The following is a 24397-nucleotide window of genomic DNA, read 5'->3' as shown; positions in this document are numbered from 1 at the left end:
GACCGTACCATAGGCAACGTTTTTCCCCTTTTCGCAATGAAAGGCGAGGTCAATGAGGGAGAACCCCCTGGTCCTCCACGTGCTGGGCGCCCGGCCCAACTTCGTGAAGGCCGCCCCGGTCGTCCGGGCTCTCGGCGAACTCGGTGTGCGTCAGGGCATCGTCCACACAGGTCAGCACTACGACGAACTGATGTCGGACGTGTTCTTCCGTGACCTCGCGCTGCCCGACCCGATCGCCAACCTGGCCGTCGGCTCCGGCACCCACGCCAAGCAGACGGCCGCCCTGCTCGTCGGCCTCGAAGAGGTCTTCACCGGGCACGAGCCCGACCTGGTCGTGGTCTACGGCGACGTCAACTCCACGCTGGCCGCGATCCTGGTCGCCGCGAAGCTCGGCATCAGGACCGCGCACGTCGAGGCGGGCCTGCGCTCCTTCGACCGGGGCATGCCGGAGGAGGTCAACAGGATCGTCACCGACTCGCTGTCCGACCTGCTGTTCACCACCTCGCCGGACGCGCTGCAGTTCCTGGCCCGCGAGGGCGTGGCGCCGGAGAAGGTGCACTTCGTCGGCAACCCGATGATCGACAGCTTGTTCTCGGCGCTGCCCAAGCTGGACCCGGCGCCGGTGCAGAAGCGGCTGGGCGTACCGTCTCGCTATGCCGTGGCCACCCTGCACCGGCCGGCCAACGTGGACACGCCGGAGGCGGCCAGGGAACTGGTCGACGGCGTCCTGGCCGTGGCCGAGCGCATCCCGCTGGTCGTGCCGATCCATCCGCGGGGCCGTGCGCGGCTGGCGGAGGCGGGGCTCGTGGACGGGCCGGGCGTGAAGGTCGTCGATCCGCTGGGGTACGTGGACTTCCTGTCGCTGGTGCGCGGCGCGACGCTGGTCGTCACCGACTCGGGCGGGGTGCAGGAGGAATCGACCATGCTCGGCGTCCCCTGCCTGACCGTGCGGCCCAACACCGAGCGCCCGGTCACCATCACCCACGGCACGAACCGCCTGGTCACTCCGGCCTCGCTGCCCGCCGCGGCGGACAAGGCGCTGGCCGACGGGGCGGCGACGCCGTCCGGTGAGCTGCCGCCGCTGTGGGACGGCGCCGCGGGCCCGCGCATCGCCCGGGTCGTGGCCGCCTGGCTGAAGGGCGACAACCTTTCTCCGGCCTCGCAGGGCACCCGTTTCGAGTGATTCGGTACGGCTTCCGCCGTACCATGACAAAACCCCACGAAGCGATAGGCGAGCGACCATGGCCGAAACCCCAGAAGAGCCGACCTACCAGCGCCTCGGCCCCGTCAACTGGCTGCCGGAGGAGCGCAAGCTCGTCGAGCGCTACGAGGCCGACATCAGGGAGCTGCGCAGGCGGCTGGAGATCGCCGAGGCCAAGGCCGCCTACGCCACCTGGAAGCTGGCGGCCACACAGGCCAAGCGGACGTTCAAGCTGGGCGAGGCCCTGGGCGCCAAGAGCCCGGGGCAGATCATCAAGGCGGTGCGCTCGCACGACAAGGCGCCCAAGGCGCCCGAGCAGGCGGTGAGCGAGATCACCGAGCTGGCGGGCAAGCGGCCGCCGCCGGTGGAGGTCCCGGCGGTCAAGTGGCCGCTGGGGCCGGTGAACCGGCCCGACCTGCGCGTGGCCGTGATCCTGGACGACTTCTCCCGGATGGCCTTCCGCTACGAGTGGGACCAGATCGAGTTCGGGCTCAAGGACTGGCCGGAGATCTTCGCGGACAAGCGGCCCGACCTGCTGTTCTGCGAATCCGCCTGGCACGGGAACCAGGGCCGCTGGCGCTACCAGATGACCGGGACCAACGCGCCCAAGGAGCCGCTGCGGGAGCTGGTGGCCTGGTGCAAGCAGGAGGGCATCCCGACGGTCTTCTGGAACAAGGAGGACCCGCCCAACTTCGACTTCTTCATCGACACGGCCAAGCTGTTCGACTACGTGTTCACGTGTGACGGCGACATGCTGCCGAAATATCGGGAAACTCTGGGACACGACCGGGTGGACGTACTGCAGTTCGCCGCCCAGCCCCGCGTGCACAACCCGATCCAGCAGAAGCAGGGCCGCCTGCACGACGTGGTCTTCGCCGGCATGTACTTCCGCGACAAGCACCCCGAGCGCCGCGAGCAGATGGAGACCGTCCTCGACCCGGTGCGCGAGCTGGGCCTGCACATCTTCGCCCGCAACGGCGAGGTGGACGAGAAGTACGCCTGGCCGGAGAAGTACCGCCCGCACATCGTCGGCGAGCTCCCCTACGACCAGATGCTGGCCGCGTACCGCATGTACAAGGTCTTCCTCAACGTCAACTCCGTGCTCGACTCCCCGACCATGTGCGCCCGGCGCGTCTTCGAGCTGTCGGCCTGCTCCACCCCGGTCGTCACCGGCTGGTCCCGCGCGATCGAGGAGACCTTCGGCGAGCTGATCCCGATCGCCCGCGAGCCGATCGAGTCCTACAACCAGGTCCTCCACCTCATCAACAGCCCCGAGCTGCGCGCCCGCATGGGCCACCTGGCCATGCGCGAGGTCTTCGACAAGCACCTGTTCTCCCACCGCGTGGACCAGATCCTCCAGGTCCTGGGACAGCCGGTCACCCCGCGCAGCCGCTCGATCTCCGTCGTGCTGCCCACCAACCGCGCCGCCCAGATCGAGCACGCGATCTCCTCGGTGGCCAGGCAGATCCACCGCCCCCTCCAGCTCGTGATGGTCCTGCACGGCCTCGACATCGACCCCGTCGTGGTGGCCGACAAGGCGCGCATGGCCGGCATCTCGGACGTGACCGTGTTGCCCGCCTCGGCGGAGCTGTCCCTCGGCGCCTGCATGAACCTCGGCATCGCCGCCGCCGACGGCGAGCTGATCGCCAAGATGGACGACGACAACCTGTACGGCGAGCACTACCTGTCGGACCTGGTCCGGGCCTTCGACTACACCGACGCGCAACTGGTCGGCAAGGGCGCCCACTACAGCTACTTCGAGGGCTCCAACACCACGATGCTCCGCCTGCCCGGCCTGGAGCACCGCTACTCCTTCCTGGTCCAGGGCGGCACCTTCCTGGGCAAGGCCGAGATGTTCCACGCCTACCCCTTCGCCGACATCACCCGCGGCGAGGACACCCACCTGGTCCGCCGCCTGAAGGAGGACGGGGTCAAGATCTACTCGGCCGACCGGTTCAACTTCGTCTACTGGCGCAGCGCCGACGCCAGCATGCACACCTGGCAGGCCGACCACATCAAGCTGACCCGCAACGCGCAGTTCTCCTTCGTGGGCCACCCGGGCGACCACGTCCTCATCTGACCGGCGCCGGGGCGCGCCCGGCCGCGAAGGCGGCCGTCGTGACACTCAGCACGAGCAGGCCGAGCAGCACGCCGCCCACCGCGTCGCTCAGCCAGTGCACGGTCAGCGCCACCCGGGTGTAGGCCACGGACACCGCGAGAAGGGCGGCGATCCCCCAGGCCAGCGCCCTGGCGTGGGGGCTCAGCCGAGACCGGAGCACCAGGACGAAGATCCCGGCGCCGATGGTGGCGGCCACCGCGTGCCCCGAGGGGAAGGCGGCGTCCGGCAGCGCCGACGAGAGCGGGTCGGGCAGCTCCGGCCGGGGCCGGGCGGTGACGATCTTCACCAGCCAGCCCAGGACCCCGCCCGCGGTGATCGCGGTCAGCGCCCAGGCCGCCTGCCGTACGGCGCCGCGCCACGCCAGGTAGGCGGCCACCGCACCCACGGCCAGCCGCCACGGCCAGGGACCGAACACGTCCGTCCACACCTGGGTGAACGCGGTCACCTCCGGATGCGCCACGCCGAAGGAGTACATGCCGCTCATGACCGACCAGTCCAGTGCCATGAGCACCGGAAGGCACGTCTCCACGAGCACGGCGACCACCGCGAAGAGCACGCCGGCGACAAGCACGAGCATCAGAACTCCTCGGTACGGCGCAGCCGCGGCGGCCGGCCGTCGGGGTCGACGACGAGGCGGTACAGCGGCATGGCCAGCGCCTTGCGCAGCCTGCCCAGCTCGGGACGGCGGTGGCGGCGCAGGCGGCCGGGCGGCCGGGCGCCGCGGCAGCCGCGCTGATGCCAGGTGTCCAGGCGGCGCGCGCACTCGGCGAACGCCTCGAAGGCCGCCTTCGGGTCGGACAGCGCGTCCACCTCGCCCGGACCGCGGTCGAGGTGCTCGGCGGCCAGCAGGAGGCGCAGGTCCCGGGCGAAGCGGCGGGCCCCGGCCGGCGGCCTGGGATCGGGCGTCTCGTCGAGCACGGCGCAGCTCAGCTCGGAGTCGAACGTCCACGAGCGCATGTTGACGTTGTCGGAGCCGATCGTGGCCCAGACGTCGTCCACCACGCAGACCTTGGCGTGGACGTAGACCGGGATGCCCGCGTGGTTCTCCAGGTCGTAGACGGCGACGCGCCCCGGCCCGGCCCGGAGCAGCCTGGCCAGCGCCTCCGCGCGGCCGATGAGACTGGCGGGCCCGGCCAGCCAGCCGTCCTGGTCGGGATGCCGTGGCACAACAATGATCATATGCAGTCCCGGCTCCCGCTCGAGCGCCTCGGCGAACGGTTCGATGACCTCCGTGGACCACAGGTACTGGTCTTCCAGGTAGATCAGCGAACGCGCCCGGCGCAGGACCTTGTGGTACGCCCTGGCCACGCTGCGCTCCCCCTCGGGGGCGAACGGATAGGCGTGCCGCAGGTGCGGATAGGTCCGCAGGAACTGCACGGCATGGGTGCCCGCCGGAGCCGGGGGCGGCCCGGGTTCGGGCAGCGGCGGGGCGTCGTGCATGCGGTGCAGGCGGTCGCGCAGCCGTCGCAGCGGCTGACGGGTCTCGGGCGCCGGATCCCCCCAGCGCTCGCGGAAGACCTGCTCCGCCTCCGCCACCGCCGGGCCGCTGATCGCCGCCTGCGCGTCGTGCCAGGGCGGACGGCTGCCGTAGGCGTCGGGCATCGGCGCCGCCTGCGGGTCGCCCAGGTGGCGGACGTCGTCGCGGCGGCTGTGGCACAGGTCGATGCCGCCGACGAAGGCCACGTCCCGCTCCGGGTCGCGGTCGTGGCGCAGGACCACGAACTTCTGGTGGTGGGCGCCGCCGTGCCGTACGCGGGTGTCGAGGAGGATCTGGCCGCCCGCGCGCTCGATCTCCTCCCCGAAGTGGCGGTTCTCCGCGGCGCTGAAGCGCAGGAAGTCCAGGTGTGACCGCCAGATCAGCCCTCTGACCAGGACCCCGTTCTCGGCGGCGGCGGCCAGTGCGGCGCCCACCTCCGGCCCGTCCGGGCCGAGCCGCTCGTCGGGGTCGCCGCGCCAGTCGGTGAACAGCAGCAGGTCGCCCTTCTCCTGCGCCGCGACGCGCTCACTCAGCTCGGCGAAGTACGGCCCGCCGTGAATGAGCGGGCGCACCAGGTTCCCCCGCGTCCAGGCGCCGAGCCGGGTGGCGGAGTTGCCCCGTTCCTCGTCGGTGAGGAACCAGTCGTCGAATCTCATGTATGGCGCCAGCGAGCCTCGCCGAAGCAGTATCCGGCGAACAGCAGCAGCCCGAGCGCCACCGCCCAGAGCGCCCACGGGCCCGCGGGCGTGTCGGCGAAGGCCCGGAGCGTGCGGTCGATCCCGCCGGCCTGCTTCGGATCGTCGTTGACCGCCGCCAGGACGACGAAGATCCCGGCCAGTCCGGCGATGAGGCCGCGGACCACGTATCCGGCCAGGCCCAGCCGTACCATCACCGTGCGGGCGCGCGGGGACATCCGGCCGACGGCCAGCTCCTCCTGGAACTTCTTCGTCACGCCGCGGTGGATCGAGTACGCCCCGAGCCCGACCAGCACCAGGCCGATCGCGATCACGATGACCGGCCCGCCGGGCAACTCCAGCAGCGTGTCGGTGAGGGTCTGCGACTTCTTGTCCTCCGAGCCCGCGCCCTTGGCCATCAGGACGCTCCAGAGCGTCACCACCACCAGCGCGTACATCACCACCCGGCCGGCCGACTCCACGCGGTCCAGGACCCGGTGCCCGCCGAAGAACACCTCCGACACCTGCCAGAGCGCCAGCGCGGCGAAGCCGGCCAGCATGACCCACAGAAGCGCGGCGCCGAAGGGGAGCTGGGCCACCACCGAGATGGCGCCCGCCTTGTCCGCTTCGCGGCCGCCCTGGCCCATCGCGATCTGGATCGCCAGGACGCCGATGAGGCCGTAGAGCACGCCGCGGCAGGCCAGCCCGACGCGGGCCAGCCGGTCCATCACCGTGCTGTCGGCCGCCCGCCTGACCGTGCTCTCCGCCTGGCTCACCGTTCCTCCCTAGGGTTGTCGAGGACCCCCAAGTGCCCAGGAACGATCGCTTTAGACCCGGTTGGGGCCGCGCAGGGCTCAAACCCGGCGCCAGCGGGCCTCGGCGAAGCAGTACGCGGCGAACACCAGCAGGCCGAGCGCCACCACCCACAGCGTCCCCACTCCGGCGGGGGTGCGGGCGAAGGCCCGGAGGGCGCCGCCGATGCTGTTGGTCCCCTGCGGGTCGGCGGTGACCGCCACCACGACGACGAAGGACCCGGCCAGGATGGCGATGAGGCCGCGGGCCACGTATCCGGCCAGGCCCAGCCGTACCATCGCGGCCCGGACGCGCGGGGACATCCGGGCGACGGCCAGGTCCGCGCGGAACCGGGAGGCCGCGCCGCGCTGCAGCCAGTAGAGGCCGAGCGCGATCAGGCCGAACCCCATCCCGGCCAGGATGACCGGGCCGCCGGGCAGGTCCAGGAGGTCGCCGCTCAGGGTCCGCCGGGCCGTCAGGACGCTCCGGAGCGTCGCCGCCATGAGCACGTAGACCGCCACGCGGCCGGCCGACTGCACGCGGTCCAGGGCGCCGCCGTCGCCGAAGCACGCCTCGGACAGCTGCCAGAGTGCCAGCGCCACGACGCCGCCCAGGATGATCCACAAGAGGCGGGGGTCCGGCAGTCCCGCGGCCAGCTGGATCGCGAGCAGGCCGATGAGGGCGTACAGCATCCCCCGGCAGACCAGCCCGGTCCGGGCCAGCCAGGCCATCACCGCACCCCCAGCGTGACCCACGGTTCCTCAATGCCCGGGAACGACCAGGTTAGACGCGGGTGGCATGCCAACTCGCCAGGAACCGCAGGGCCTCCTCGGTACGTGAGCCGGGCTCGGCCAGGTAGGTGATGAGCACCTGATCGTCGTCGTCGCCAGGGCGCAGGCTGTCGTAGTCGAGGACCAGCTCGCCCGCGAGCGGGTGGTCGAGCACGTTACGGCCGGCCGCCCGCTCCCTCACCTCGTGCTCGGCCCACAGGCGGCGGAAGTCCGCGCTCTTGACCGACAGCTCGCCGACCAGCGCCGCCAGCTCGCGGTCGTCCGGGTGGCGGCCGGCGTCCAGGCGCAGGAACGACACGGTCTCGCGGGCCTTGTGCTCCCAGTCGCGGAACAGGGTGCGGGTGTGGCCGTCCAGGAAGACCAGGCGGGCGCAGTTGTGCGGGCCGGGCGGCGGGGTGGGCTGGTTCCAGAACAGCAGGGCGGCCAGGCGGTTGCAGGCCACCATCTCGGTCCTGCGGCCCATGACGAAGGCGGGCGTGTCGCCGAGGGCGTCCAGGACCCGCCGCAAAGTCGGCCTGACCCGCACGCCTTCGGCCGCTCTCCTGCCGGGCGGGCGGGCGAGGTTGCGCAGGTGGGCGTGTTCGGTGGCGTCCAGGCCGAGGACGCGGCCGACGGCGGCCAGCACCTCGTCGGAGACGTTCCCGGCCCGCCCCTGCTCCAGCCGGACGTAGTACGGCACGCTGACCCCGGCCAGCAGCGCCACCTCTTCCCTGCGCAGCCCGGCCACGCGGCGCCGCTCGCCGTACGTGGGCAGGCCGGCGTCCTCGGGCCGCACCCTGGCGCGGCGGGACCGCAGGAACTCCCCCAAGTCCTTCGACATGCTCATATTGTCGGACATTTCCCTAAGTCTCTGCCTGACCCTGTCAGAACCACCCTCAACGGTGTCCTGGCTGACCGCAAGCCCCGCCATCAGCATCGATGCCATGAACAATCGCACCGCAGTCATCACCGGCGCCTCCTCCGGCATCGGCGCCGCCATCGCCACCAAGCTCGCCGCCGACGGCGCCCGGGTCGCGCTCGTCGCCCGCAGGAAGGACCGCGTCGACGAGCTCCGCGCCCGGATCGGCGAGCGGGCCATCGCCGTCACCGCCGACGTGAGCGACCCCGGCGAGGTCGCGGCGGCCAGGGAGCGCATCGCCGCCGAGCTGGGCCGGGCCGACCTCGTGGTCAACGCCGCCGGCATCCTGGTGCCCGGCCTGCTCGACGGCGAGCACGCGCCCGAGGAGTGGCGCCGCCAGCTCGACGTCAACGTCTCCGGGCTGCTGCACGTCTTCCGCGCCTTCCTGCCGGACCTCCGGGCGGCCGCGGCCGACGGCCTGCGGGCCGACCTGGTGAACGTCTCCTCGATCGCGGCCACCAGGATCGAGCCCGGCGCGGCGGTCTACGCGGCGACCAAGGCGGCGGTCAGCCACCTGTCGCGCAACCTCCGCAACGAGCTGGCCCCCGCCAACATCCGCGTCACGAACCTGGAGCCCGGGGTGGTCGTCACCGAGCTGCTGTCCGGCTCCGAGCTGGGGGTGGCGTGGCTGGAGGACATGAAGACCCGCATCGACCCGCTGGAGGCCGCCGATCTGGCCGAGGTGGTGGCGTTCGTGACCGGCCGGCCGATCCACGTGAGCCTTCCCCAGATCGTGGTGGTGCCGACGAAGCAGATTTAGATGTACATGCATGTAGAGTGGAGGTGACCGGGAGGAGGCAGGGATGCCGACAGTCGACGACGACATGTGGGTCGGGGTGATCCGCCTGCACGCCAGGGTGGAGCACGAACTGGCCCAGGCGCTGCAGCAGCACGGCCTAGGGCTCTCGGAGTACCGGGCGCTGTGCCACCTGTCGCTCGCCGACGGCGGCTACCTGCGCATGCAGGAGCTTGCCGACCTCCTCGGCCTCAACCAGAGCTCGGTGACCCGCCTCGTGGGCCGCCTGGAGAGCAGCGGCCTGTCGCGCCGCGACTTCTGCCCCGATGACCGGCGCGGGGTCTACACGCTGATCACCGACGCCGGTCGCGCCCGCCGGGACGGCGCCGCCCGGATCTACGAGGAAACCCTCTCGGCCGCCCTGGACCGCGCCGCCGGCGAGGGCCTGGCCGACACCGTCGCCGCCCTGCGCACCCCGGTGCGGCACGCCTGACGCGCTCAGCAGGCGGCGACCGGCCGGAGCGTCCGCAGTTCGCCGAGCAGGTCGCGTACGACGGCCGACCCGGCCAGCTCCGCCGTGGTCACGTACCCCACGCGGCGCAGCGGCGCACCCTCGCCCAGCCCGGCCGTGGCCACCTTGGGCGGCGCCCCCACGGCCGACAGCTGGGGCACGATCGCCGCCCCCAGCCCGTGCCCCACCATCGACATGACCACCCCGTCGTCCTCGACCGTGATGTCACCGGGCGGGATCCACTCCTGCCGGGCCAGCCAGCGCCGCGTCTCGGCGGAGCAGTTCTCGTGCCAGTCGATCATGGGCAGCGAGCGCGGATCCGGGTGCCCCTTCGGATAGGCCAGCACGTACGGCTCGGCGTACAGCTCCTTGGTCACCAGCCCCTCCACGTACACCGGCAGCGAGACCACCCCCACGTCGGCCCGCCCGTCGGCCACCTCCCCCGCGATCCCCCTGCCCAGGTCGGCCACGATGCGCACGTCCACGGTCACCCGCGGATGCCGGTGCCCGAACCGCACCAGCACCCGGGGCAGCAGGTGGAAGGCGGCGCTGCGGAAGGCGGCCAGCCGGATGGTCCCCCTGGCCGCGCCGCGGGCGGCGGTGTGCGTGTCGGTCTTCATGACCTCCATGAGCCGCAGGATGCGCCGCGCGTGCCCGACCGCCGCCTCCCCCGCCGGGGTCGGCCGGGCACCGCCCCGGCCCCGATGGAACAGCACGGCCCCCATCTTCTTCTCCGCGGCCCGCAGGGCGTGCGAGACCGCGGACTGGGTCAGCCCCAGCCGCACCCCGGCAGCGGACACGCTGCCCTCCCCGTCCACGGCGACCAGCACCCGCAGCTCGGCCGCGCTCAAATCTGTCATATGAGAAACCTTCATACATTCCCGGCCAACCGCAAATCCGGCCCCCTGTCCGGCCCCGACTCCCGCTCCTAACGTCGGGGACATGAGAGCGATGATCGCCGAACGACTCGGCGGACCCGACGTCTTGACCCCCGCCGACCTCCCCGACCCCGTGCCGGCCCCCGGCGAGACGCTGGTGGAGGTGGAGGCCGCCGGGCTCAACTTCGCCGACATCGAGCGGCTGCGCGGCACCTACATGCCGCCCGAGCTGCCGTTCGTGCCCGGCCACGAGGTGGTGGGCCGCGCCCCGGACGGGCGCCGCGTGCTCGCCTTCGCCGAGCGCGCCTACGCCACCAAGGCGCTGGCGCAGACGCCGGTGGACATCCCCGAGGACCTGCCCGCGGGCGCCGCGCTCGCGTTGCTCGTGCAGGGCCTGACCGCCTGGCATCTCCTGCGTACGGCGGCGCCGCTCACCCCCGGCGCCACCGTCGTGGTCAACGCCGCGGCCGGCGGCGTGGGCCATCTGGCGATCCAGCTGGCCAGGGAGTTCGGCGCCGGCCGGGTCATCGGCACCGCCTCCACGCCGGACAAGCGCGACCTGGTCCTGAGCCTGGGCGCGGACGCGGCGATCGACGGCGACGCGGACGGCTACGCCGAACGGGTCGTCGCGGCCAACGGCGGCGCACCGGTGGACGTCATCCTGGACGCGGTGGGCGGGGCGGTCTTCGACGCCGCCCCGGAGGCGCTGGCCCCCTTCGGCCGCCTGATCGCCTACGGCGTCTCGGGCGGGGTGGATCCGCGGCCGGTCGATCCCGGGCGGCTCAGCGAGCGCAACATCGGCGTGGGCGGCTACTGGCTCGGGGCGCACCTGCGCCTGCCCGGCGGTTCGGCCGCCGCGCCGCTGGCCGAGCTGATCGCCCTGACGGCCGCCGGGCGGCTGCGCCCGCTGACCGGCGCCGAGTACTCCTTGGAGCAGGCACCCACGGCCCTGGCCGACCTGGCGGCCCGCCGTACCGTGGGGAAGCTCGTCCTGCGCACCGGAGGGTGAGCCGGGGTCGTGATGGGGGCGCTCAGGTCGTGATGCGGGCGCTCAGGCCGTGATGCGGGCGAGTTTTTCGTCGGCGAGGCGGCCCAGCTCGGCCAGCCCGTCCTTCTTCACCTCCTTGCCCAGCACCAGCAGGCTCGTGACCACGCCCTTCCTCGCGATCATCACGGCCCCGATCTGGGCGGAGCTGCCGCGGCTGGTCGCGGTGGTCAGGAAGGCGCGGGACTGGTCGCCGCGCTTGGGCATGTCCACGGCGTCCGTGCGGTAGGTGACCTTGGTCCCGTCCACGTCGGCCTTGTAGGAGGCGCAGCGCGCGGGGATGGGGCCGGGGAAGGCGCCGGTGACGACGATCGCCTGGGTGATGGAGCCCTGCTTGGAGGAGTAGGCGACCACGGCGGCGGGGGCGGTGCCGAGCTTGGCGGGGTCGAGCTGGCCGAGTCCCGCGCAGCCCGGCTTGTCGACCTTGGCCGTGCGCAGCGCGTCCAGGCCCTGCTTGGTGGCCTTGAGGGAGCCGTACGCGCCGGTTTCCGGGCCGTAGGAGACCGTCATGCCCTGGGGGGTGGGCAGCAGCGCGGCGCGGAGCCGGGCGGCGTCGAGCGGCGCCGGGGTGGCGGAGGGGGCGGCGGCCTGCCCGCCCGAGCAACCGGACATTACTACTACGCCGAGAATAAGTCCGGAAATGGCCTTAATCATGAATTCTCCAGTTCGCTCCGGCGCCCCTTTCTCAAGACGCTAGATGAACCGGACCGGCCGTTTTCCGGACTTGAAGAAACGCCCTGACTTTACGGCTTCACGGGTGTTTGTGGTTTTTCGGGGGAAGCCGCCTGCCCAGTCAGCAGCGCCCTGGCCAGCCCCAGCCCGGTGCCGCCCAGGGTGAGCGCCTTGGCCAGCAGTTCCTCGACTCCCTGAGCCCCGTTGAGCACCACCATGTGGTCCACGTTGCCGAACGCCTGCGCGCCCGCCTTCACCACCTCCGGCCAGCGCTCGGCCAGTTGCTGGGCGATGACCGCCTCCTGGTTCTCGGCCAGCGCCTCGGCCCGCGCCCGGATGGCGGTCGCCTCCGCCAGGCCCTTGGCCTGCTCGGCCTCCGCCTGGGCCAGGCCCAGCGCCTTGGCCGCCTCCGCCTGGGCCAGGCCGCGGGCCTTCGCCGCCGCCGCCTCGGCTTCGCCGCCGACCCGCGTGGCCGCACCGGCCGCCTCGCCGCGCAGCCGTACCGCTTCCGCCTCCGCGGCGGCGGCCTGTTTGACCTGGGACGCCTGCGCGACGGCGCGCAGCTCGGTCTCCCTGGCCTCCGCCTCGGCCTGGGCGATGCGGGCGTCGCGCTCGGCCTGGGAGAGGGTGACGGTCTCGTACGCCTTGGCGTCGGCCGGTTTGCGCACCTGCGACTGCAGGCGCTGCTCGGCCAGCTGGGCCTCCAGCTCGGCGGCCCTGGTCTCCTGGACCACGACCTCCTGGCGGGCGCTGGCCTCCGACAGCGGCCCGGCCTGGCGGGAGGTGGCCTGGGCGCGGTCGATCTCGGCCTGGTAGGACGCCTGCTTGATCTGGGCGTCGCGCCAGGCCGCCGCCTTGTTGGCCGCCGCGACCTGCTCGGCCTCGGTGGCCTCCTGGTCGCGCTGGGCCTCGGCGATGCGGGCGGTGGCGGCGACCTTGGCGGCGTGGGGTTTGCCGAGGTTGGCGATGTAGCCGGTCTCGTCGTCGATCTCCTGGATCTGCAGCGAGTCGACGATCAGGCCGAGCTTGCTCATCTCGTCGGCGGCCGAGGCCCGGGTCTCACTGGTCAGGCGTTCGCGGTTGAGGATGAGGTCCTCGACGGTCAGGCCGCCGATGATCGAGCGCAGGTGGCCGGTGAACAGCTCGTGGATCGCGCCCGTCATGAAGTCCTGCTGGTCCAGGAAGCGGCGGGCGGCGTTGGCGATCGAGGTGAGGTCGTCGCCGACCTTGTAGATGACCACGCCCCTGATGTGGACGGGGATGCCCTGCTGGGTGACGCAGGAGACCTGGAGGTTGGCCGAGCGGGTGTCGAGGCGGAGCCGCCTGGCGGTCTGGAACCCGGGCAGCACCGCCGAGCCCTTACCGGTGATGATCTTGAATCCCAGGCTGTCGATCCCCTCGCCCCGGCCACGCGCGCCGAGGCCCGAGATGATCAGCGCCTCGTTCGGCTCGGCCACCCGCCAGACCGCCTTGAACAACAGGATCAGCACGACCACGGCGACGAGCACCCCGACGCCGGCGATGATGAGCTCAGGGGACATCCGGCCTCCTCAGACCAGCGCGTTGGCCACGTAGACCGTGCGCGGCGGGAAGTACTCCACCACCACGACGATCGTCCCGACCGGGAACTCCTCGTCGGCCACGCTCGGGTGGGCGTAGAAAGCCTCGACGCCGCCCCGCACCGGGACCATCACCTCGCCGACCAGACCCGGGCCGATCCTCCCCGTGACCCTGCCCTGCTTGCCGACCATCGGACTCCCCCCGTCGGTGATATTCCGGACGCTACTCCAAACAGGCATTCGCGGTAATAGGCCGCGCAAAATGTTCCTCCAGGGGCTGCGTGCCGTAGCGGGGGAATTACCCCACGAACTCATGATCGCGACCATGAGCGACATCAACCCACGCAGGGCGCGCGAGCTCGGGATGGGCCGGAGCATTTCACGCCGGGACTTCTTCGACGGCGTCGCGATGGCCGCTGGGGTGGCGGCGCTCGGAGCCGTGGCCGGGTGCGGTCCCAGCTCGGGCGAGCCGGGCGTGATCGGCACCCCCGACCTCGAGGTGCCGGCCGATGTGAAGTTCCCGCCCACGCTCACCGGTCTGCAGGGCAACACGCCCCAGGCGCTCAGCGTGCCGCACGCGCTGCGCGACGACCGCTTCTGGGAGTACGCGGGCACACCCGAGTTCACCGGCGAGATGTACGACCTGGTCGTGGTCGGCGGCGGCATCAGCGGCGTCGCGGCGGCCTTCGAGTGGCTGCGGCTCAACCCCGGCGCGCGCATCCTCATCCTGGACAACCACGACGAGATCGGCGGCCACGCCCGGCGCAACGAGTTCACCCCGAAGGGCCGCCAGGGCCCGCTGATCGGCTACGGCGGCTCGCAGTCGATCGAGGCGCCCTCGGTGTGGACGCCCGAGGGCAAGACCCTGCTGCAGCAGCTCGGCGTCGAGGTCAAGAAGTTCGACAAGTACTTCGACCAGAAGCTCTACGAGCGCTTCAAGATGTACGACAGCGTCATGTGCGACCGGGAGACCTTCGCCACCGAGCGGCTGATCAAGTACACCCCGGGCATCAAGGCGGAGGAGTGGGTCGCCCAGCTCCCGATCGCCGAGCAGGCCAGGAAGGACCTCCTGCGGCTGTACAAGAACCCGCCCGACTGGTTCCCCGGCCTGTCGCAGGCCGAGAAGGAGCGCAAGCTGGCCGACCTGACCTACTCGCGTTTCCTGCTGGAGGTGTGCAAGGTCCACCCCGACGTGGAGCGGTTCCTGCGCACCCAGTCGAGCGACGAGTGGGCCTACAGCACCGAGGCGTTCGGCGCGATCGACGCCTGGGGCAGCGCGGAGGAGTGGGAGTACCCGGGCCTGCAGGGACTCGGCCTCGACGCCGGCAAGCCCTCCCGCTTCAACTCCCCCAGCATGATCAAGGAATGGGACGCCGACGACCCGTACATCTACCACTTCCCCGAAGGCAACCAGGCGCTCGTGCGCATGATGGTCGGCCGGATGATCCCCGGCTTCGCCAGCGCCGTCGACATGGACGGCATCACCACCGCCTCCTTCGACTACGGCAAGCTCGACCAGCCCTCGAACCGGGTGCGCTTCCGGCTGTCCAGCCCCGTGGTGCTGGCCCACAACGACGGCGCCCCCGAGACCGCCACCACCGCCACGGTCGGCTACTTCGACGGCCACCAGATCAAGACCGTGCGCGCCGGCGCGGTCGTCATGGCCTGCTGGAACATGGTCATCCCCTACCTGGTCACCTCCCTGCCGCCGGAGCAGAAGGCGGCCCTGCACCAGGCGGTCAAGATGCCGCTGCTGTACGCGATGGTCCAGCTGCGCAACTGGGAGGCGTGGCAGCGGGTCGGCATCCACCACACCCGCTGGACCGGCGCCTACTGGTGCGTCTCCGAGCTCGACTACCCGGTCAGCATGCCCGGCTACGAGTGCCCGAAGGACCCGAGCCAGCCGATCAACGTGCACATGATCGCCACGCCGTGCAGGTCGGCCATGGGCCCGGCCGACGGCGCGATCGCCGGGCGGCACGAGCTGATCAAGACGGACTTCTCCTTCATGGAGTACTCCATCCGCGACCAGCTCACCCGGCTGCTCGGCCCGGGCGGCTTCGACCCGGCCAAGGACATCGAGGCGATCACGGTCAACCGCTGGGGCCACGGCTACGCCCCCGAGTACTGCAGGCCGTGGAACGCCTTCTACCCCGAAGGCCCCTTCCCGGCGGAGACGGCCCGGCGCAGGCACGGGCGGATCACGATCGCCAACTCCGACTCCATCCCGGCCGCCTACGCCGACGCCGCCGTCACCGCCGCCTACCGAGCCGTCGCGGAGCTGTCCAAGTGAGACCCTGGCTGAAGATCTTCCTCATCGGCCTCGCCCTGTGGGTGGCCACCGTCCTGGTCACGATGTGGACGGACAACTCCAACCTGGTCCCCACCGTGGTGCTGCTCGGCAGCTTCCTGGTGCCGGTCACGTTCGTGGTCTGGGCGTACGGCCACGCCCGCGGCGAGGAGGTGACCGTCGAGCTGATGTTCAAGGCGTTCGTCGTCGGCGGCATCCTCGGCGTGCTGGGCGCCTCCGTCCTGGAGAGCTACCTCAGGCCGTCGCTGGTCATGTTCGTCGGCGTCGGCCTCATCGAGGAGGGTGTCAAGCTGGGCGCCCTGATGCTGCTGACCCGCGGCCTGAAGCACCGCAGCGTCAGGGACGGCCTCGTGCTCGGCGCCACGGTCGGCTTCGGCTTCGCCGCCTTCGAGAGCGCGGGGTACGCCTTCAACGCCATGTTCACCAGCGAGGGGCTGTCGCTGGCGCAGATGGTGGAGACCGAGATCCTGCGCGGCATCCTGGCGCCGGTCGGCCACGGCCTGTGGACGGCGATCGCCGGCGGCGTGTTGTTCGCGGCCGGCGGGCGCCTGACCGGCAAGGTCATCCTGACGTACCTGGGCGTCTCCCTGCTCCACGCGCTCTGGGACTCGATGAACGGCCTGGCGATCGCGATCACGTTGCTGCTGACGGGCCAGCCGTGGCAGTTCCAGCTCATCCGGATCGGCAAGGTGCCCGACGTCACCGACACGCAGGTGCACGTGTTCACGGCCCTGAACTGGGGCGGGCTCGTCGTCATCTCGGCCGCCGCGCTGCTCTGGCTGCGGGCGATCAGCCGTTCAGCGCGCTGAGGCTGGCTTCCCAGAGCCGCTCGGCGAGCCCGGGGTCGGCGTTGGCCCGCCGCGGCCTGGCCTTGACGTAGTAGCGCCCGCTCTCGGCCGGGGTGGTGGCCAGGCGCACCAGCGTGCGCGCGCCGGTCTCGGGCGACTTGGCCAGCCCCGGAATGGCCAGGTAGAAGCGCATCAATCCGGTGTCACCGGCGAAGCCGGTCCTGATCACGCCCGGATGGAAGCAGGTGGCGTGCACGCCGCGGGCGGCCAGGGCGACGGTGAAGAGCATGTTGGCCTGCTTGGTGTCGCCGTACTGCAACCAGCCGTTCCATGAGCGCCGCTCACGACTGAGGTCGGCCGGATCCAGGCGCCCGGTACGGCCGGCCATCGAGGAGGTGGTGACGACCTTGTCAACCCGGTCGGTCAGGGAATGGGTCAACAAGAACGGTGACAGATGGTTGACCTGAAACATCAGCTCGTGACCGTCTCCGGTCACCTGGCGGCGGCTGCTCATCACGCCGGCGTTGTTGACAAGCACGTCGATGCGGTTGTAACGCTCGCGTAAGGTCGCCGCCAGCTCCCTGACGGCGTCGAGCGAGGCGAAATCGCAGGTCAGAACGTCAGGTTCGGGCCCGCTGAGCCCTTTCGCCACGGCTTCGAGCCGGGCGGCGTCCCGTCCGACCAGCACGAGCGTGTGGCCGAGCCGGGACAGTTGCGTAGCGGCGGCCGCGCCGATGCCGGCGCTCGCCCCAGTTATCACGGTAATCATCACGTTCCTCCCACTGCGCCGGAACCTTAATAGGTGCTAGTCTCCTGTGCGATCTTCCGGAGGTGTATTTACACAAACTGTGGATATGCACCTCGACCCTGAGGTTGGAACATGGGCTCGCGACACCGGTCAATTCGGTTCAAGATCTTCTTATTGTTGCTGCTCCCCCTGCTGTCCCTGAGCGCGCTGTGGGGATTCGTCCTCAACCTCACCGTCGGCGACGGCCAGTCTCTCCTGCGGGCCAACACCCTGTACCAGACCATCGGCGTGACCTCCACGGACCTGGGCCTCCAACTTCAGGCCGAGCGCACCCGCTCCGTCGCCGCGGCCACCACGCGCAAGCTCACCGAGGATCTGGGCGAGCAGCGCGCCAGGACCGACAAGGCCGTCGGCGAGTTCGGCAGGGCCGCCGCCAGCGCCGGTGACGCCATCACCGACGACATGCGCCCCACCCTCGACACGCTCACCGCCGAACTGGCCCGCCTGTCGTCCATCCGCAACGACCTCGACACCGGCAACAGCTCCCGGCTGGCCGGCATGAACGCCTACAACCGGGTGCTCGACGCGCTGTTCCGCCTCTACGACCACCTCGTCACCGTCCCCGACCTCGCGCTCTTCCAGGAAGCCTCCTCCCTGCAGGCCATGGGCAACGCCCGCGAGCTCATCGCCAGGGAGCAGGCCCTCGTCGGCGCCGCCCTGATCAACGGGCGCCTCAGCGAGGCCGAGGTCACCGCCGTGACCGAGTACGTCGCCTCCCGCAAGTTCCTGCACGCCCGCGGCCTGGCCGGGCTCGACGTCGAGCTGCGGCAGCCGTACGAGCAGGTCTTCGGCACCGAGCCCTTCCTCAGCTTCAGCGCGGCCGAGCTGAACATCGTCAAGACCGGCAGGCCGCCCGCCGACGCCGGCGCCTGGAACGCCTCCGTCACCGCGCTCGCCGACCGCCTGGACAAGATCGGCGTCACCTCCACCGGGGTCATCGCCGACCGCGCCGCCGCCGGGGCCACCTCGATCATCGTGCGCATCGCGCTGGCCGGCGGCGTCGGCCTGATCGCGGTCATCGCCTCCATCCTCATCTCCGTGCGCTTCGGCCGCCGCCTCGCCGCCGAGCTCGCCGGTCTGCGCACCGCCGCGCTCGACCTGGCAGAGGTACGGCTGCCGCGCCTGGTCGGGCAGTTGCGCGAGAGCGCCGAGGTCGACGTGCGGAAGGAGGCCAAGCCGCTCAGGATCACCGGCTCGGCCGAGATCACCGACGTGGCCGGCGCGTTCGGCTCCGTCCAGCGCACCGCCGTCGAGGCCGCCGTCGGCCAGGCGTCCCTCCGCCAGGGCGTCGGCCAGGTCTTCCTCAACCTCGCCCGGCGCAAGCAGGGCCTGCTCCACCGCCAGCTCACGCTGCTGGACGCCATGCAGCGGCGCACCCACGACCCCGACCGGCTGGACGAGCTCTTCCGCCTCGACCACCTGACCACCCGCATGCGCCGGCACGCCGAGGGCCTGATCATCCTGTCCGGCGCCGCGCCGGGCCGCGCCTGGCGCAAGCCCGTGCCCGTGCTCGACATCGTGCGCGCCGCCGTCGCCGAGGTCGAGGACTACTCCCGGATCAACGTCGACGCCGTGCCGCCCGCCGCGCTCGACGGCGCCGCCGCCGCCGACTTCACCCACCTGATCGCCGAGCTGATCGAGAACGCCGCCATCTACTCCTCGCCCGAGACCGCCGTGCAGGTCCGCGGCGACCTGGTCAGCAACGGCTACGTCATCGAGGTCGAGGACCGCGGGCTCGGCCTCACGCCGGAGGAGTACGCGGCGATCAACGCCCGCCTGGCCGACCCGCCCGAGTTCGACCTGGCCGACAGCGACCGGCTCGGCCTGTTCGTCGTGGCCAAGCTGGCCGAGCGCCACGGGCTGCAGGTCACCTTGCGCGCCTCGCCGTTCGGCGGCACCACCGCGATCGTGCTCGTCCCCCGGCGGCTCGTCACCGAGCAGGAGGCGTTGCCCGCCGCCCCTGAGGGTTTCCCCGCCGAGCTGCCCAGCCGTACCAGCAAGAAGAAGCCGCTCGCCGTCGTAGGGCAGCTCCACAACGGCCTGCCGCGGCGGGTACGGCAGGCCAACCTGCCCGCCCAGCTCAGCCGGCCGCCCGAACCACCACCTAAGCCCGAACGCTCTCCCGACGAGGTACGCGACCTGTTCTCCGCGTTCCAAAGGGGAACCCAGCGCGCCCGAGAAGAAGCCGACCACGAGGGGGACGACACATGAGCACGCCAATGACGAACACCGGGGAACTCAACTGGCTCCTTGACGACCTGACCAGCCGGGTCGCCGCGGTACGGCAGGCCGTGATCCTGTCCACCGACGGCCTGGCGGTCGGCCATTCCAAGGGGTTGACCCGCGAGGACGCCGAGCATCTTGCCGCCGTGGCCTCGGGTTTCCACAGCTTGGCGCGCGGCACCGGCCGGCATTTCGAGTGTGGCGACGTGCGCCAGACCATCGTGGAGATGGAGTCGGCGTTCTTGTTCGTCACCGCCGCCGGGCAGGGCACCTGCCTGGCCGTCATGGCCGAGGCGAACGTGGACGTCGGCCACATCGCCTACGAGATGGCGATGCTGGTCAAGCGGGTCGGGCAGCACATCACGACCAACCCCCGATCGGGCCTGTCATGACGATGTGGATGGACGACGAGGCCGGGCCGCTGGTCCGTCCTTATGCGCTGACCGGGGGCAGGACACGATCCGCCTCCGGTGAGACGCTCGACCTCATCGCCTCCGTGACCGCGATCGGCGACCCGCCGGGCGGTCTCGGCCCGGAGCAGCTCGCGATCCTGCGGGCGGCGCGCACGCCGATCTCGGTCGCCGACGTGGCCGTCGAGCTCGACCTGCCGGTCGGCGTCGTCCGCGTGCTCCTGGGCGACCTGCGCGACCACGGACTCATCTCGGTGACCGCTCCCAACGCGGCAGGACCGCGGCCTAACGAGCGACTTCTCAAGGAAGTGATCAATGGACTCCGCGCTCTCTGACGACCCGGTAGCGCTGAAGATTCTCATCGCGGGCGGTTTCGGCGTCGGCAAGACCACCCTGGTCGGTTCGATCAGCGAGATCAGGCCGCTGCGGACCGAGGAGGTGCTGTCGGACATCAGCATCGGCGTGGACGACCTCGACGGGGTCGAGGGCAAGACGACCACGACCGTGGCCATGGACTTCGGCCGCATCACGATCCGGGAGGGCCTGGTCGTCTACCTGTTCGGCACGCCCGGACAGGAGCGGTTCTGGTTCATGTGGGATGAGCTGTCCCACGGGGCCCTGGGCGCGGTGGTGATCGCCGACACCCGCAGGCTGACCGACTGCTTCCCTTCGGTGGACTACTTCGAGCAGCGCGGCACGCCCTTCGTCGTCGCCGTCAACTGCTTCGACGGCGCCTCCAGGCACAGCGTCGAGGACGTGCGCGTCGCGCTGGACCTGGACGAGGACGTGCCGGTGATGCTCTGCGACGTGCGGCGTCGGGCCTCTGCCAAGGAGGTCATGGTCTCCCTGGTGGAGCACTCGCTGCGCACGCTGACCGCCGCGGGTTAGGCGTGCGGCGGTCCGGTGTACGGGAAGCCGGGCAGCAGGTCGGTGTGCGGCCCGATCCCGTCGCCCTGGATTTTGCCGTTGCTGATGAACTGCAGGCGGAGGTCGGTGATGTCGTCGTCCAGCCGCCTGCCGTTGGGGTACCCGGCGGGCTTGGAGCGGTCGAAGCGCAGCACGTCGGGTAGGACGGTCTCCAGGGCCTTGGCGGCCTCTTCCGGGGTGTAGCCGCCGGTGTGCTCCAGCACCTTCACCCACGCGTCCCGATATTTCACGACATCGTCGATGGGTTCCCCGGCGTTGTACGCGTCTTTGGCGTCCTCGGGGTTGAAATAGGCCGTGAGCGACGGATGGGCGCCCCGGTCCACCGAGACCCACTGACCGTCCCGTTCGACCACCACGCGGCCCCACAGGCCGATCTGGGGCGATTCGCCGAGGATCCAGTCGGGCATCTCCAGCGCGATGCTGATGACGTTGTTCCGCGCCATCGTGTCGTTGCCGGTCCAGGTGAAGTTGTTGCCGATGCCCTCGAGGTCGGCGAAGAACGGGTCGCTGCGCAGGCCGACCGCGAGCGTGAGCCAGCCCTCCCGGACGATGTTGGGCTCGGCGCCGAAGCTCACCGGCACGTCCCGGAGCAGCACCTCGCCTCCGGCGTGGTGCTCGTCGGCCCGCTCGCCGATGGCGTGGTAGACGGTGACGGTCTGCCCGCCCCCGGCGTCGGGCTCGGAGAAGACGAAGCTGAAGGCCACGTCCGCGCGGACGTCGCCGTCGGTGTCGACACTGAGCCGGTAGACCGCCCCCGGATACGGATGCGGCCCGGCCGAGGGATCGAACCCGTAGGAGTTCACATCCATGATCAACACGGTGTGTCCCTGGCGATCCGGCGACTGGAAGGCGAACAGGTCGGTGAGGTCCAGGCGGGCGTCCTCGGCCGGCGGCCGCAGGTTGGGGCCGCTCAGATGATGTGACATGGTCGGCTCATCCCCCGGCCGCCACCGCCGTTACCCCAGCTCAGGGCAGTTTTTCTACAAGGCTCTGAGCCCGTTGATGACCTCTCTGAGCAGGTTCTCCGTCGGCGTGTTCGCCCGGCTCGGCGGCTGGCGCACCTGGATCAGGCCGTAGTCGAGAAGATCGCCCAGCAGCACCCTGACCACGCCCACCGGCAGGTTGAGGTCCGACGCCACCTCGGCCACCGGCGTGCCGCGCCCCCGCGCGACCTGGCCGAGGATCCTGCGGTGCTGCGCGCTCAGCTCCGCCTGCGCGGGCACGGGCAGCCCGGTCCCCGCCACCGTCGCCAGCAGGTCGAGAGCCGCCGAAGAGGAGCGCGTGCGGCCACGCGCCACCGCATACGGTCGCACCACCGGCCCCGCGTCCTCGTCCACCCACTCGTGCTCGCGACTCACGATTCAGATCCCCCATCCTTCTCGCTGTCTTCACGTCCGCGCTGCCAGCCCGACTGCAGTGAGGAGAGCAGCGCCCTCGTCTCCTCGGGTGAGCGTTCCTCCGGCTGTTGATCGTGGTTTACCCGTTGTGGAACGTTTGCCTGCCTTACCCGGCGGGGCAGTTCCGGTTGCTTCGCCGGCTCCGGCTCCCGCTTCACCGTCCTGGTACGGCGGGGCAGCCCGGTATCGGTCGTCTTCACCACCGACACCGAGACCGAGACCGACTCCAGCTCCGGCGGCGCGTCGGCCACCACCATGGGCAGCGGCTCGATCAGCGCCGTGGGCAGGAGCACGATCACCGTCGTGCCCCCGTAAGGCGAGGGCTTGAGCGTCACCGCCACGCCGTGCCGCGCGGCCAGCATGCCCACGACCGCGAAGCCCAGCCGCTCCGTCTGCGACGGGTCGAACTCCTGGGGCCGGGTCAGCCGCTCGTTCACCGCCGCCCTGGCCTCGTCCGTCATGCCGAGACCCCGGTCCTCGATCTCGACGGCGAAGCCCCGGCCGACCAGCTCGCCCCTGACCGACACCTCGTTGCCCGGCGAGGAGAAGGCGGCGCCGTTCTCCATCAGCTCGGCGAACAGGTGCATGAGGTCGGCCACCGCGGCGCCGGAGACCCCGCACTCCGGCATCGGGTAGACCCGGACCCTGGTGTACTCCTCCACCTGCGCCGCCGCTCCGCTGAGGACGTCCTCGATCGGGATCGTCGAGCGCCATCTGCGGCCCGCCGTACCGCCGGAGAGGAGCACGAGGCCCTCGGCGTGGCGGCGCATGCGGGTGGTCAGGTGGTCGAGGCGGAACAGGCGCTCCAGCGCCTCGGGGTCCTCGGTCTGGCTCTGCATCTCATCCAGCAGCTTGAGCTGGCGCTGGACCAGCGTCTGGCTGCGCCGGGCCAGGTTGCGCAGCGCCTCGGCGATGCCCTGGCGCAGCCTGGCCTGCTCGACGGCGGCGTCCACGGCGGTGCTCTGCACACTGTCGAAGGCGGCGGCGAGGTCGGTCACCTCGCTGCTGGAGCCCGGCGGGACCACGATGGGCGGCACCGCGGCCAGGATGTCCACGTGCTCGCCCTTGCGCAGGCGGGAGCTGCGCAGGCGGGAGATCAGCTCGGGCAGCCGCAGCTCGGCCAGCTCCAGCGCGCCGTGGCGGAGCGTGGCAAGTTCGCGGGCGATGCGGCGGCCGACCCTGATCGAGACGACCACCGAGACGAGGACGGCGATCAGGCCGAGCACGCCCGCGCTGACGGCGCGCACCACGACGGCCATGCCCGCGGGCTCCATGCGGGCCAGCAGGGCGTCGCCGTTCTGCCAGACGCCCTGGTCGTAGCCCTTGAGGACGGGCTCGGCGATGCCGCGCCAGAGCTCGACGTCCGTGGTGCCGCCGTTCAGGTAGCCGGCGATCGTGCGGTCCAGGGTCGTGGTGTCGATCTTCTCGAACGGCGCCCGCAGCTCGGCGTCGAGGTCGCCCATGGCCCGTGGGTACTCGTAGATCCTGGCGCCGTCGAGGCGGGCCAGGAGCTGGCGGTCGGCCTCCGCGGGGCGGCCGGCGGCCGCGACGATGAGGGCGTGCTCGCGGTGGAGCAGCTCGCGGAGCTGGTCGGCGGCGATCAGGCCGCGAGCCTGCCGGTAGAGCTGGAGGTCGGTGCTGGTCGCGACGGTCGCATAGAACTGGTGCACCGAGTCGGAGATTTCCCCGTACGAGGTGATGAGCGTGGCCGGGGTCAGGCCGCCCGAGTCCACCCTGCGCCGGGTCTCACGGAGGTTCTCGACGACGGAGACGGTCTCCTTGAGCTGCGCGGCCATCTCGGGGGTCAACGCCTCGGCGGTGTCCTCGGAGGCGGTCTGCTCGAGAAAGGTCTTGCGGGCCTTGTCCGTCTTGCTGCGCGTGCCCGCGATGTCGGCGGAGCCGCCGGCCAGCTTCTCGGCGGCGGCCAGCCGTTCCTGCTGCAGGGCGCCGACGAGGACGTCGGCGTGGTCGATGGCGCCCCGCCACAGGTTGTCGATCCTGAAGAGGTTGAGGGCGTCACCCGAGGTCGTGCCCGCGGCGAAGCCCCAGAGCGCGATGAGGGAGCCCAGTGGGATCACGAGCAGCGCCGAGATCTTGAATCGGATGGATCTGCCCGATGCCATGACACCTGCTCCCGGATAGAAGATCGCGGGAGAGGATAGCATCTATGTAGTAGCTAT

At 71.3% G+C, this 24397-nt stretch carries 24 protein-coding genes; 11 read left to right on the top strand and 13 right to left on the bottom strand.

Going from position 1 to position 24397, the window contains the following annotated elements; translation table 11 throughout:
- Nucleotides 1-52 precede the first annotated feature (52 nt).
- Nucleotides 53-1183 (top strand): non-hydrolyzing UDP-N-acetylglucosamine 2-epimerase, encoded by a 1131-nt coding sequence (gene wecB / locus FVE25_RS20375; RefSeq protein ID WP_157248595.1) that lies wholly within the window; start codon nt 53-55, stop codon nt 1181-1183.
- 58 nt (nt 1184-1241) lie between these two features.
- A complete protein-coding gene (locus FVE25_RS20370; protein ID WP_157248594.1) occupies nt 1242-3281 on the top strand; it encodes a glycosyltransferase family protein in 2040 nt (679 codons plus the stop codon).
- On the opposite strand, the gene FVE25_RS20365 is transcribed toward FVE25_RS20370, so the two are convergent.
- The 5 genes from FVE25_RS20365 to FVE25_RS20345 form a co-directional block, all read right to left on the bottom strand.
- Nucleotides 3274-3897 (bottom strand): phosphatase PAP2 family protein, encoded by a 624-nt coding sequence (locus FVE25_RS20365; RefSeq protein WP_157248593.1) that lies wholly within the window; start codon nt 3895-3897, stop codon nt 3274-3276. The genes FVE25_RS20370 and FVE25_RS20365 overlap by 8 nt on opposite strands.
- Nucleotides 3897-5453 carry a phospholipase D family protein gene (locus FVE25_RS20360; RefSeq protein ID WP_157248592.1) on the bottom strand — a complete coding sequence of 519 codons (1557 nt, stop codon included), beginning with the start codon at nt 5451-5453 and terminating at the stop codon, nt 3897-3899. Before FVE25_RS20360 ends, FVE25_RS20365 begins: the two co-directional genes overlap by 1 nt.
- Nucleotides 5450-6247, bottom strand: coding sequence for a DUF1206 domain-containing protein (locus FVE25_RS20355; RefSeq protein ID WP_246267223.1), 798 nt, complete (start codon nt 6245-6247; stop codon nt 5450-5452). The genes FVE25_RS20360 and FVE25_RS20355 overlap by 4 nt, the downstream gene beginning before the upstream one ends.
- 78 nt (nt 6248-6325) lie before the next feature.
- Nucleotides 6326-6994 carry a DUF1206 domain-containing protein gene (locus FVE25_RS20350; RefSeq protein ID WP_157248591.1) on the bottom strand — a complete coding sequence of 223 codons (669 nt, stop codon included), beginning with the start codon at nt 6992-6994 and terminating at the stop codon, nt 6326-6328.
- Nucleotides 6995-7046: 52 nt separating this feature from the next.
- Entirely contained in the window at nt 7047-7874 is an 828-nt protein-coding gene (locus FVE25_RS20345) for a helix-turn-helix domain-containing protein (RefSeq protein WP_157248590.1), read from the bottom strand.
- A 103-nt stretch (nt 7875-7977) separates the two neighbouring features.
- Between FVE25_RS20345 and FVE25_RS20340 the strand changes: the two genes are divergently transcribed.
- Nucleotides 7978-8712 (top strand): SDR family oxidoreductase, encoded by a 735-nt coding sequence (locus tag FVE25_RS20340; protein ID WP_219825579.1) that lies wholly within the window; start codon nt 7978-7980, stop codon nt 8710-8712.
- Nucleotides 8713-8755: 43 nt separating this feature from the next.
- Nucleotides 8756-9181, top strand: coding sequence for a MarR family winged helix-turn-helix transcriptional regulator (locus tag FVE25_RS20335; protein ID WP_181019650.1), 426 nt, complete (start codon nt 8756-8758; stop codon nt 9179-9181).
- A 5-nt stretch (nt 9182-9186) separates the two neighbouring features.
- Here FVE25_RS20335 and FVE25_RS20330 read toward each other — a convergent pair whose 3' ends face one another.
- Nucleotides 9187-10059 carry a LysR family transcriptional regulator gene (locus FVE25_RS20330; RefSeq protein ID WP_157248589.1) on the bottom strand — a complete coding sequence of 291 codons (873 nt, stop codon included), beginning with the start codon at nt 10057-10059 and terminating at the stop codon, nt 9187-9189.
- An 82-nt stretch (nt 10060-10141) separates the two neighbouring features.
- On the opposite strand from FVE25_RS20330, the gene FVE25_RS20325 reads away from it, so the two are divergent.
- Nucleotides 10142-11086 carry a quinone oxidoreductase family protein gene (locus tag FVE25_RS20325; RefSeq protein WP_157248588.1) on the top strand — a complete coding sequence of 315 codons (945 nt, stop codon included), beginning with the start codon at nt 10142-10144 and terminating at the stop codon, nt 11084-11086.
- Between the two features lie 42 nt (nt 11087-11128).
- On the opposite strand, the gene FVE25_RS20320 is transcribed toward FVE25_RS20325, so the two are convergent.
- The 3 genes from FVE25_RS20320 to FVE25_RS20310 all read right to left on the bottom strand — a co-directional run bounded on the left by FVE25_RS20320 (nt 11129) and on the right by FVE25_RS20310 (nt 13545).
- Nucleotides 11129-11776 carry a hypothetical protein gene (locus FVE25_RS20320; RefSeq protein WP_157248587.1) on the bottom strand — a complete coding sequence of 216 codons (648 nt, stop codon included), beginning with the start codon at nt 11774-11776 and terminating at the stop codon, nt 11129-11131.
- Between the two features lie 89 nt (nt 11777-11865).
- On the bottom strand, nt 11866-13335 hold the full coding sequence (locus tag FVE25_RS20315) for an SPFH domain-containing protein (protein ID WP_157248586.1): 1470 nt from the start codon (nt 13333-13335) through the stop codon (nt 11866-11868).
- A 9-nt stretch (nt 13336-13344) separates the two neighbouring features.
- Nucleotides 13345-13545: a hypothetical protein gene (locus FVE25_RS20310; protein WP_157248585.1), complete on the bottom strand. Its 201-nt coding sequence runs from the start codon at nt 13543-13545 to the stop codon at nt 13345-13347.
- Between the two features lie 133 nt (nt 13546-13678).
- Between FVE25_RS20310 and FVE25_RS20305 the strand changes: the two genes are divergently transcribed.
- Nucleotides 13679-15646 carry an NAD(P)-binding protein gene (locus tag FVE25_RS20305; RefSeq protein WP_246267221.1) on the top strand — a complete coding sequence of 656 codons (1968 nt, stop codon included), beginning with the start codon at nt 13679-13681 and terminating at the stop codon, nt 15644-15646.
- Nucleotides 15643-16473: a PrsW family intramembrane metalloprotease gene (locus tag FVE25_RS20300; RefSeq protein WP_246267219.1), complete on the top strand. Its 831-nt coding sequence runs from the start codon at nt 15643-15645 to the stop codon at nt 16471-16473. Before FVE25_RS20305 ends, FVE25_RS20300 begins: the two co-directional genes overlap by 4 nt.
- On the opposite strand, the gene FVE25_RS20295 is transcribed toward FVE25_RS20300, so the two are convergent.
- Nucleotides 16454-17221 (bottom strand): SDR family NAD(P)-dependent oxidoreductase, encoded by a 768-nt coding sequence (locus FVE25_RS20295; protein WP_157248584.1) that lies wholly within the window; start codon nt 17219-17221, stop codon nt 16454-16456. The two genes, FVE25_RS20300 and FVE25_RS20295, sit on opposite strands and share 20 nt — an antisense overlap.
- Before the next feature lie 153 nt (nt 17222-17374).
- On the opposite strand from FVE25_RS20295, the gene FVE25_RS20290 reads away from it, so the two are divergent.
- From FVE25_RS20290 to FVE25_RS20275, 4 genes are read left to right on the top strand one after another with little or no spacing between them, the layout of a single operon-like run.
- Nucleotides 17375-19471 (top strand): sensor histidine kinase, encoded by a 2097-nt coding sequence (locus FVE25_RS20290; RefSeq protein WP_181019649.1) that lies wholly within the window; start codon nt 17375-17377, stop codon nt 19469-19471.
- Complete coding sequence (locus FVE25_RS20285; RefSeq protein WP_157248582.1) at nt 19468-19875, top strand: roadblock/LC7 domain-containing protein; 408 nt, start codon at nt 19468-19470, stop codon at nt 19873-19875. The genes FVE25_RS20290 and FVE25_RS20285 overlap by 4 nt, the downstream gene beginning before the upstream one ends.
- Nucleotides 19872-20228 (top strand): DUF742 domain-containing protein, encoded by a 357-nt coding sequence (locus FVE25_RS20280; RefSeq protein ID WP_157248581.1) that lies wholly within the window; start codon nt 19872-19874, stop codon nt 20226-20228. The genes FVE25_RS20285 and FVE25_RS20280 overlap by 4 nt, the downstream gene beginning before the upstream one ends.
- A complete protein-coding gene (locus tag FVE25_RS20275) occupies nt 20209-20781 on the top strand; it encodes a GTP-binding protein (protein ID WP_157248580.1) in 573 nt (190 codons plus the stop codon). The genes FVE25_RS20280 and FVE25_RS20275 overlap by 20 nt, the downstream gene beginning before the upstream one ends.
- Here FVE25_RS20275 and FVE25_RS20270 read toward each other — a convergent pair.
- From FVE25_RS20270 to FVE25_RS20260, 3 genes are read right to left on the bottom strand one after another with little or no spacing between them, the layout of a single operon-like run.
- The gene (locus FVE25_RS20270) at nt 20778-21746 is read right to left on the bottom strand and encodes a DUF4331 family protein (protein ID WP_157248579.1); all 969 of its coding nucleotides are present in this window, start codon (nt 21744-21746) and stop codon (nt 20778-20780) included. The genes FVE25_RS20275 and FVE25_RS20270 overlap by 4 nt on opposite strands.
- 54 nt (nt 21747-21800) lie before the next feature.
- Nucleotides 21801-22178, bottom strand: coding sequence for a DUF742 domain-containing protein (locus FVE25_RS20265; protein WP_157248578.1), 378 nt, complete (start codon nt 22176-22178; stop codon nt 21801-21803).
- On the bottom strand, nt 22175-24340 hold the full coding sequence (locus FVE25_RS20260; protein ID WP_181019648.1) for a sensor histidine kinase: 2166 nt from the start codon (nt 24338-24340) through the stop codon (nt 22175-22177). Before FVE25_RS20260 ends, FVE25_RS20265 begins: the two co-directional genes overlap by 4 nt.
- Between the last annotated feature and the right edge of the window lie 57 nt (nt 24341-24397).

Origin of the sequence: Nonomuraea typhae, assembly GCF_009760925.1 — a bacterium.
Lineage (GTDB): Bacteria > Actinomycetota > Actinomycetes > Streptosporangiales > Streptosporangiaceae > Nonomuraea > Nonomuraea typhae.
Note: the sequence above shows the minus strand (reverse complement) of the source record. Positions and strands in the feature narration are given on the sequence as shown.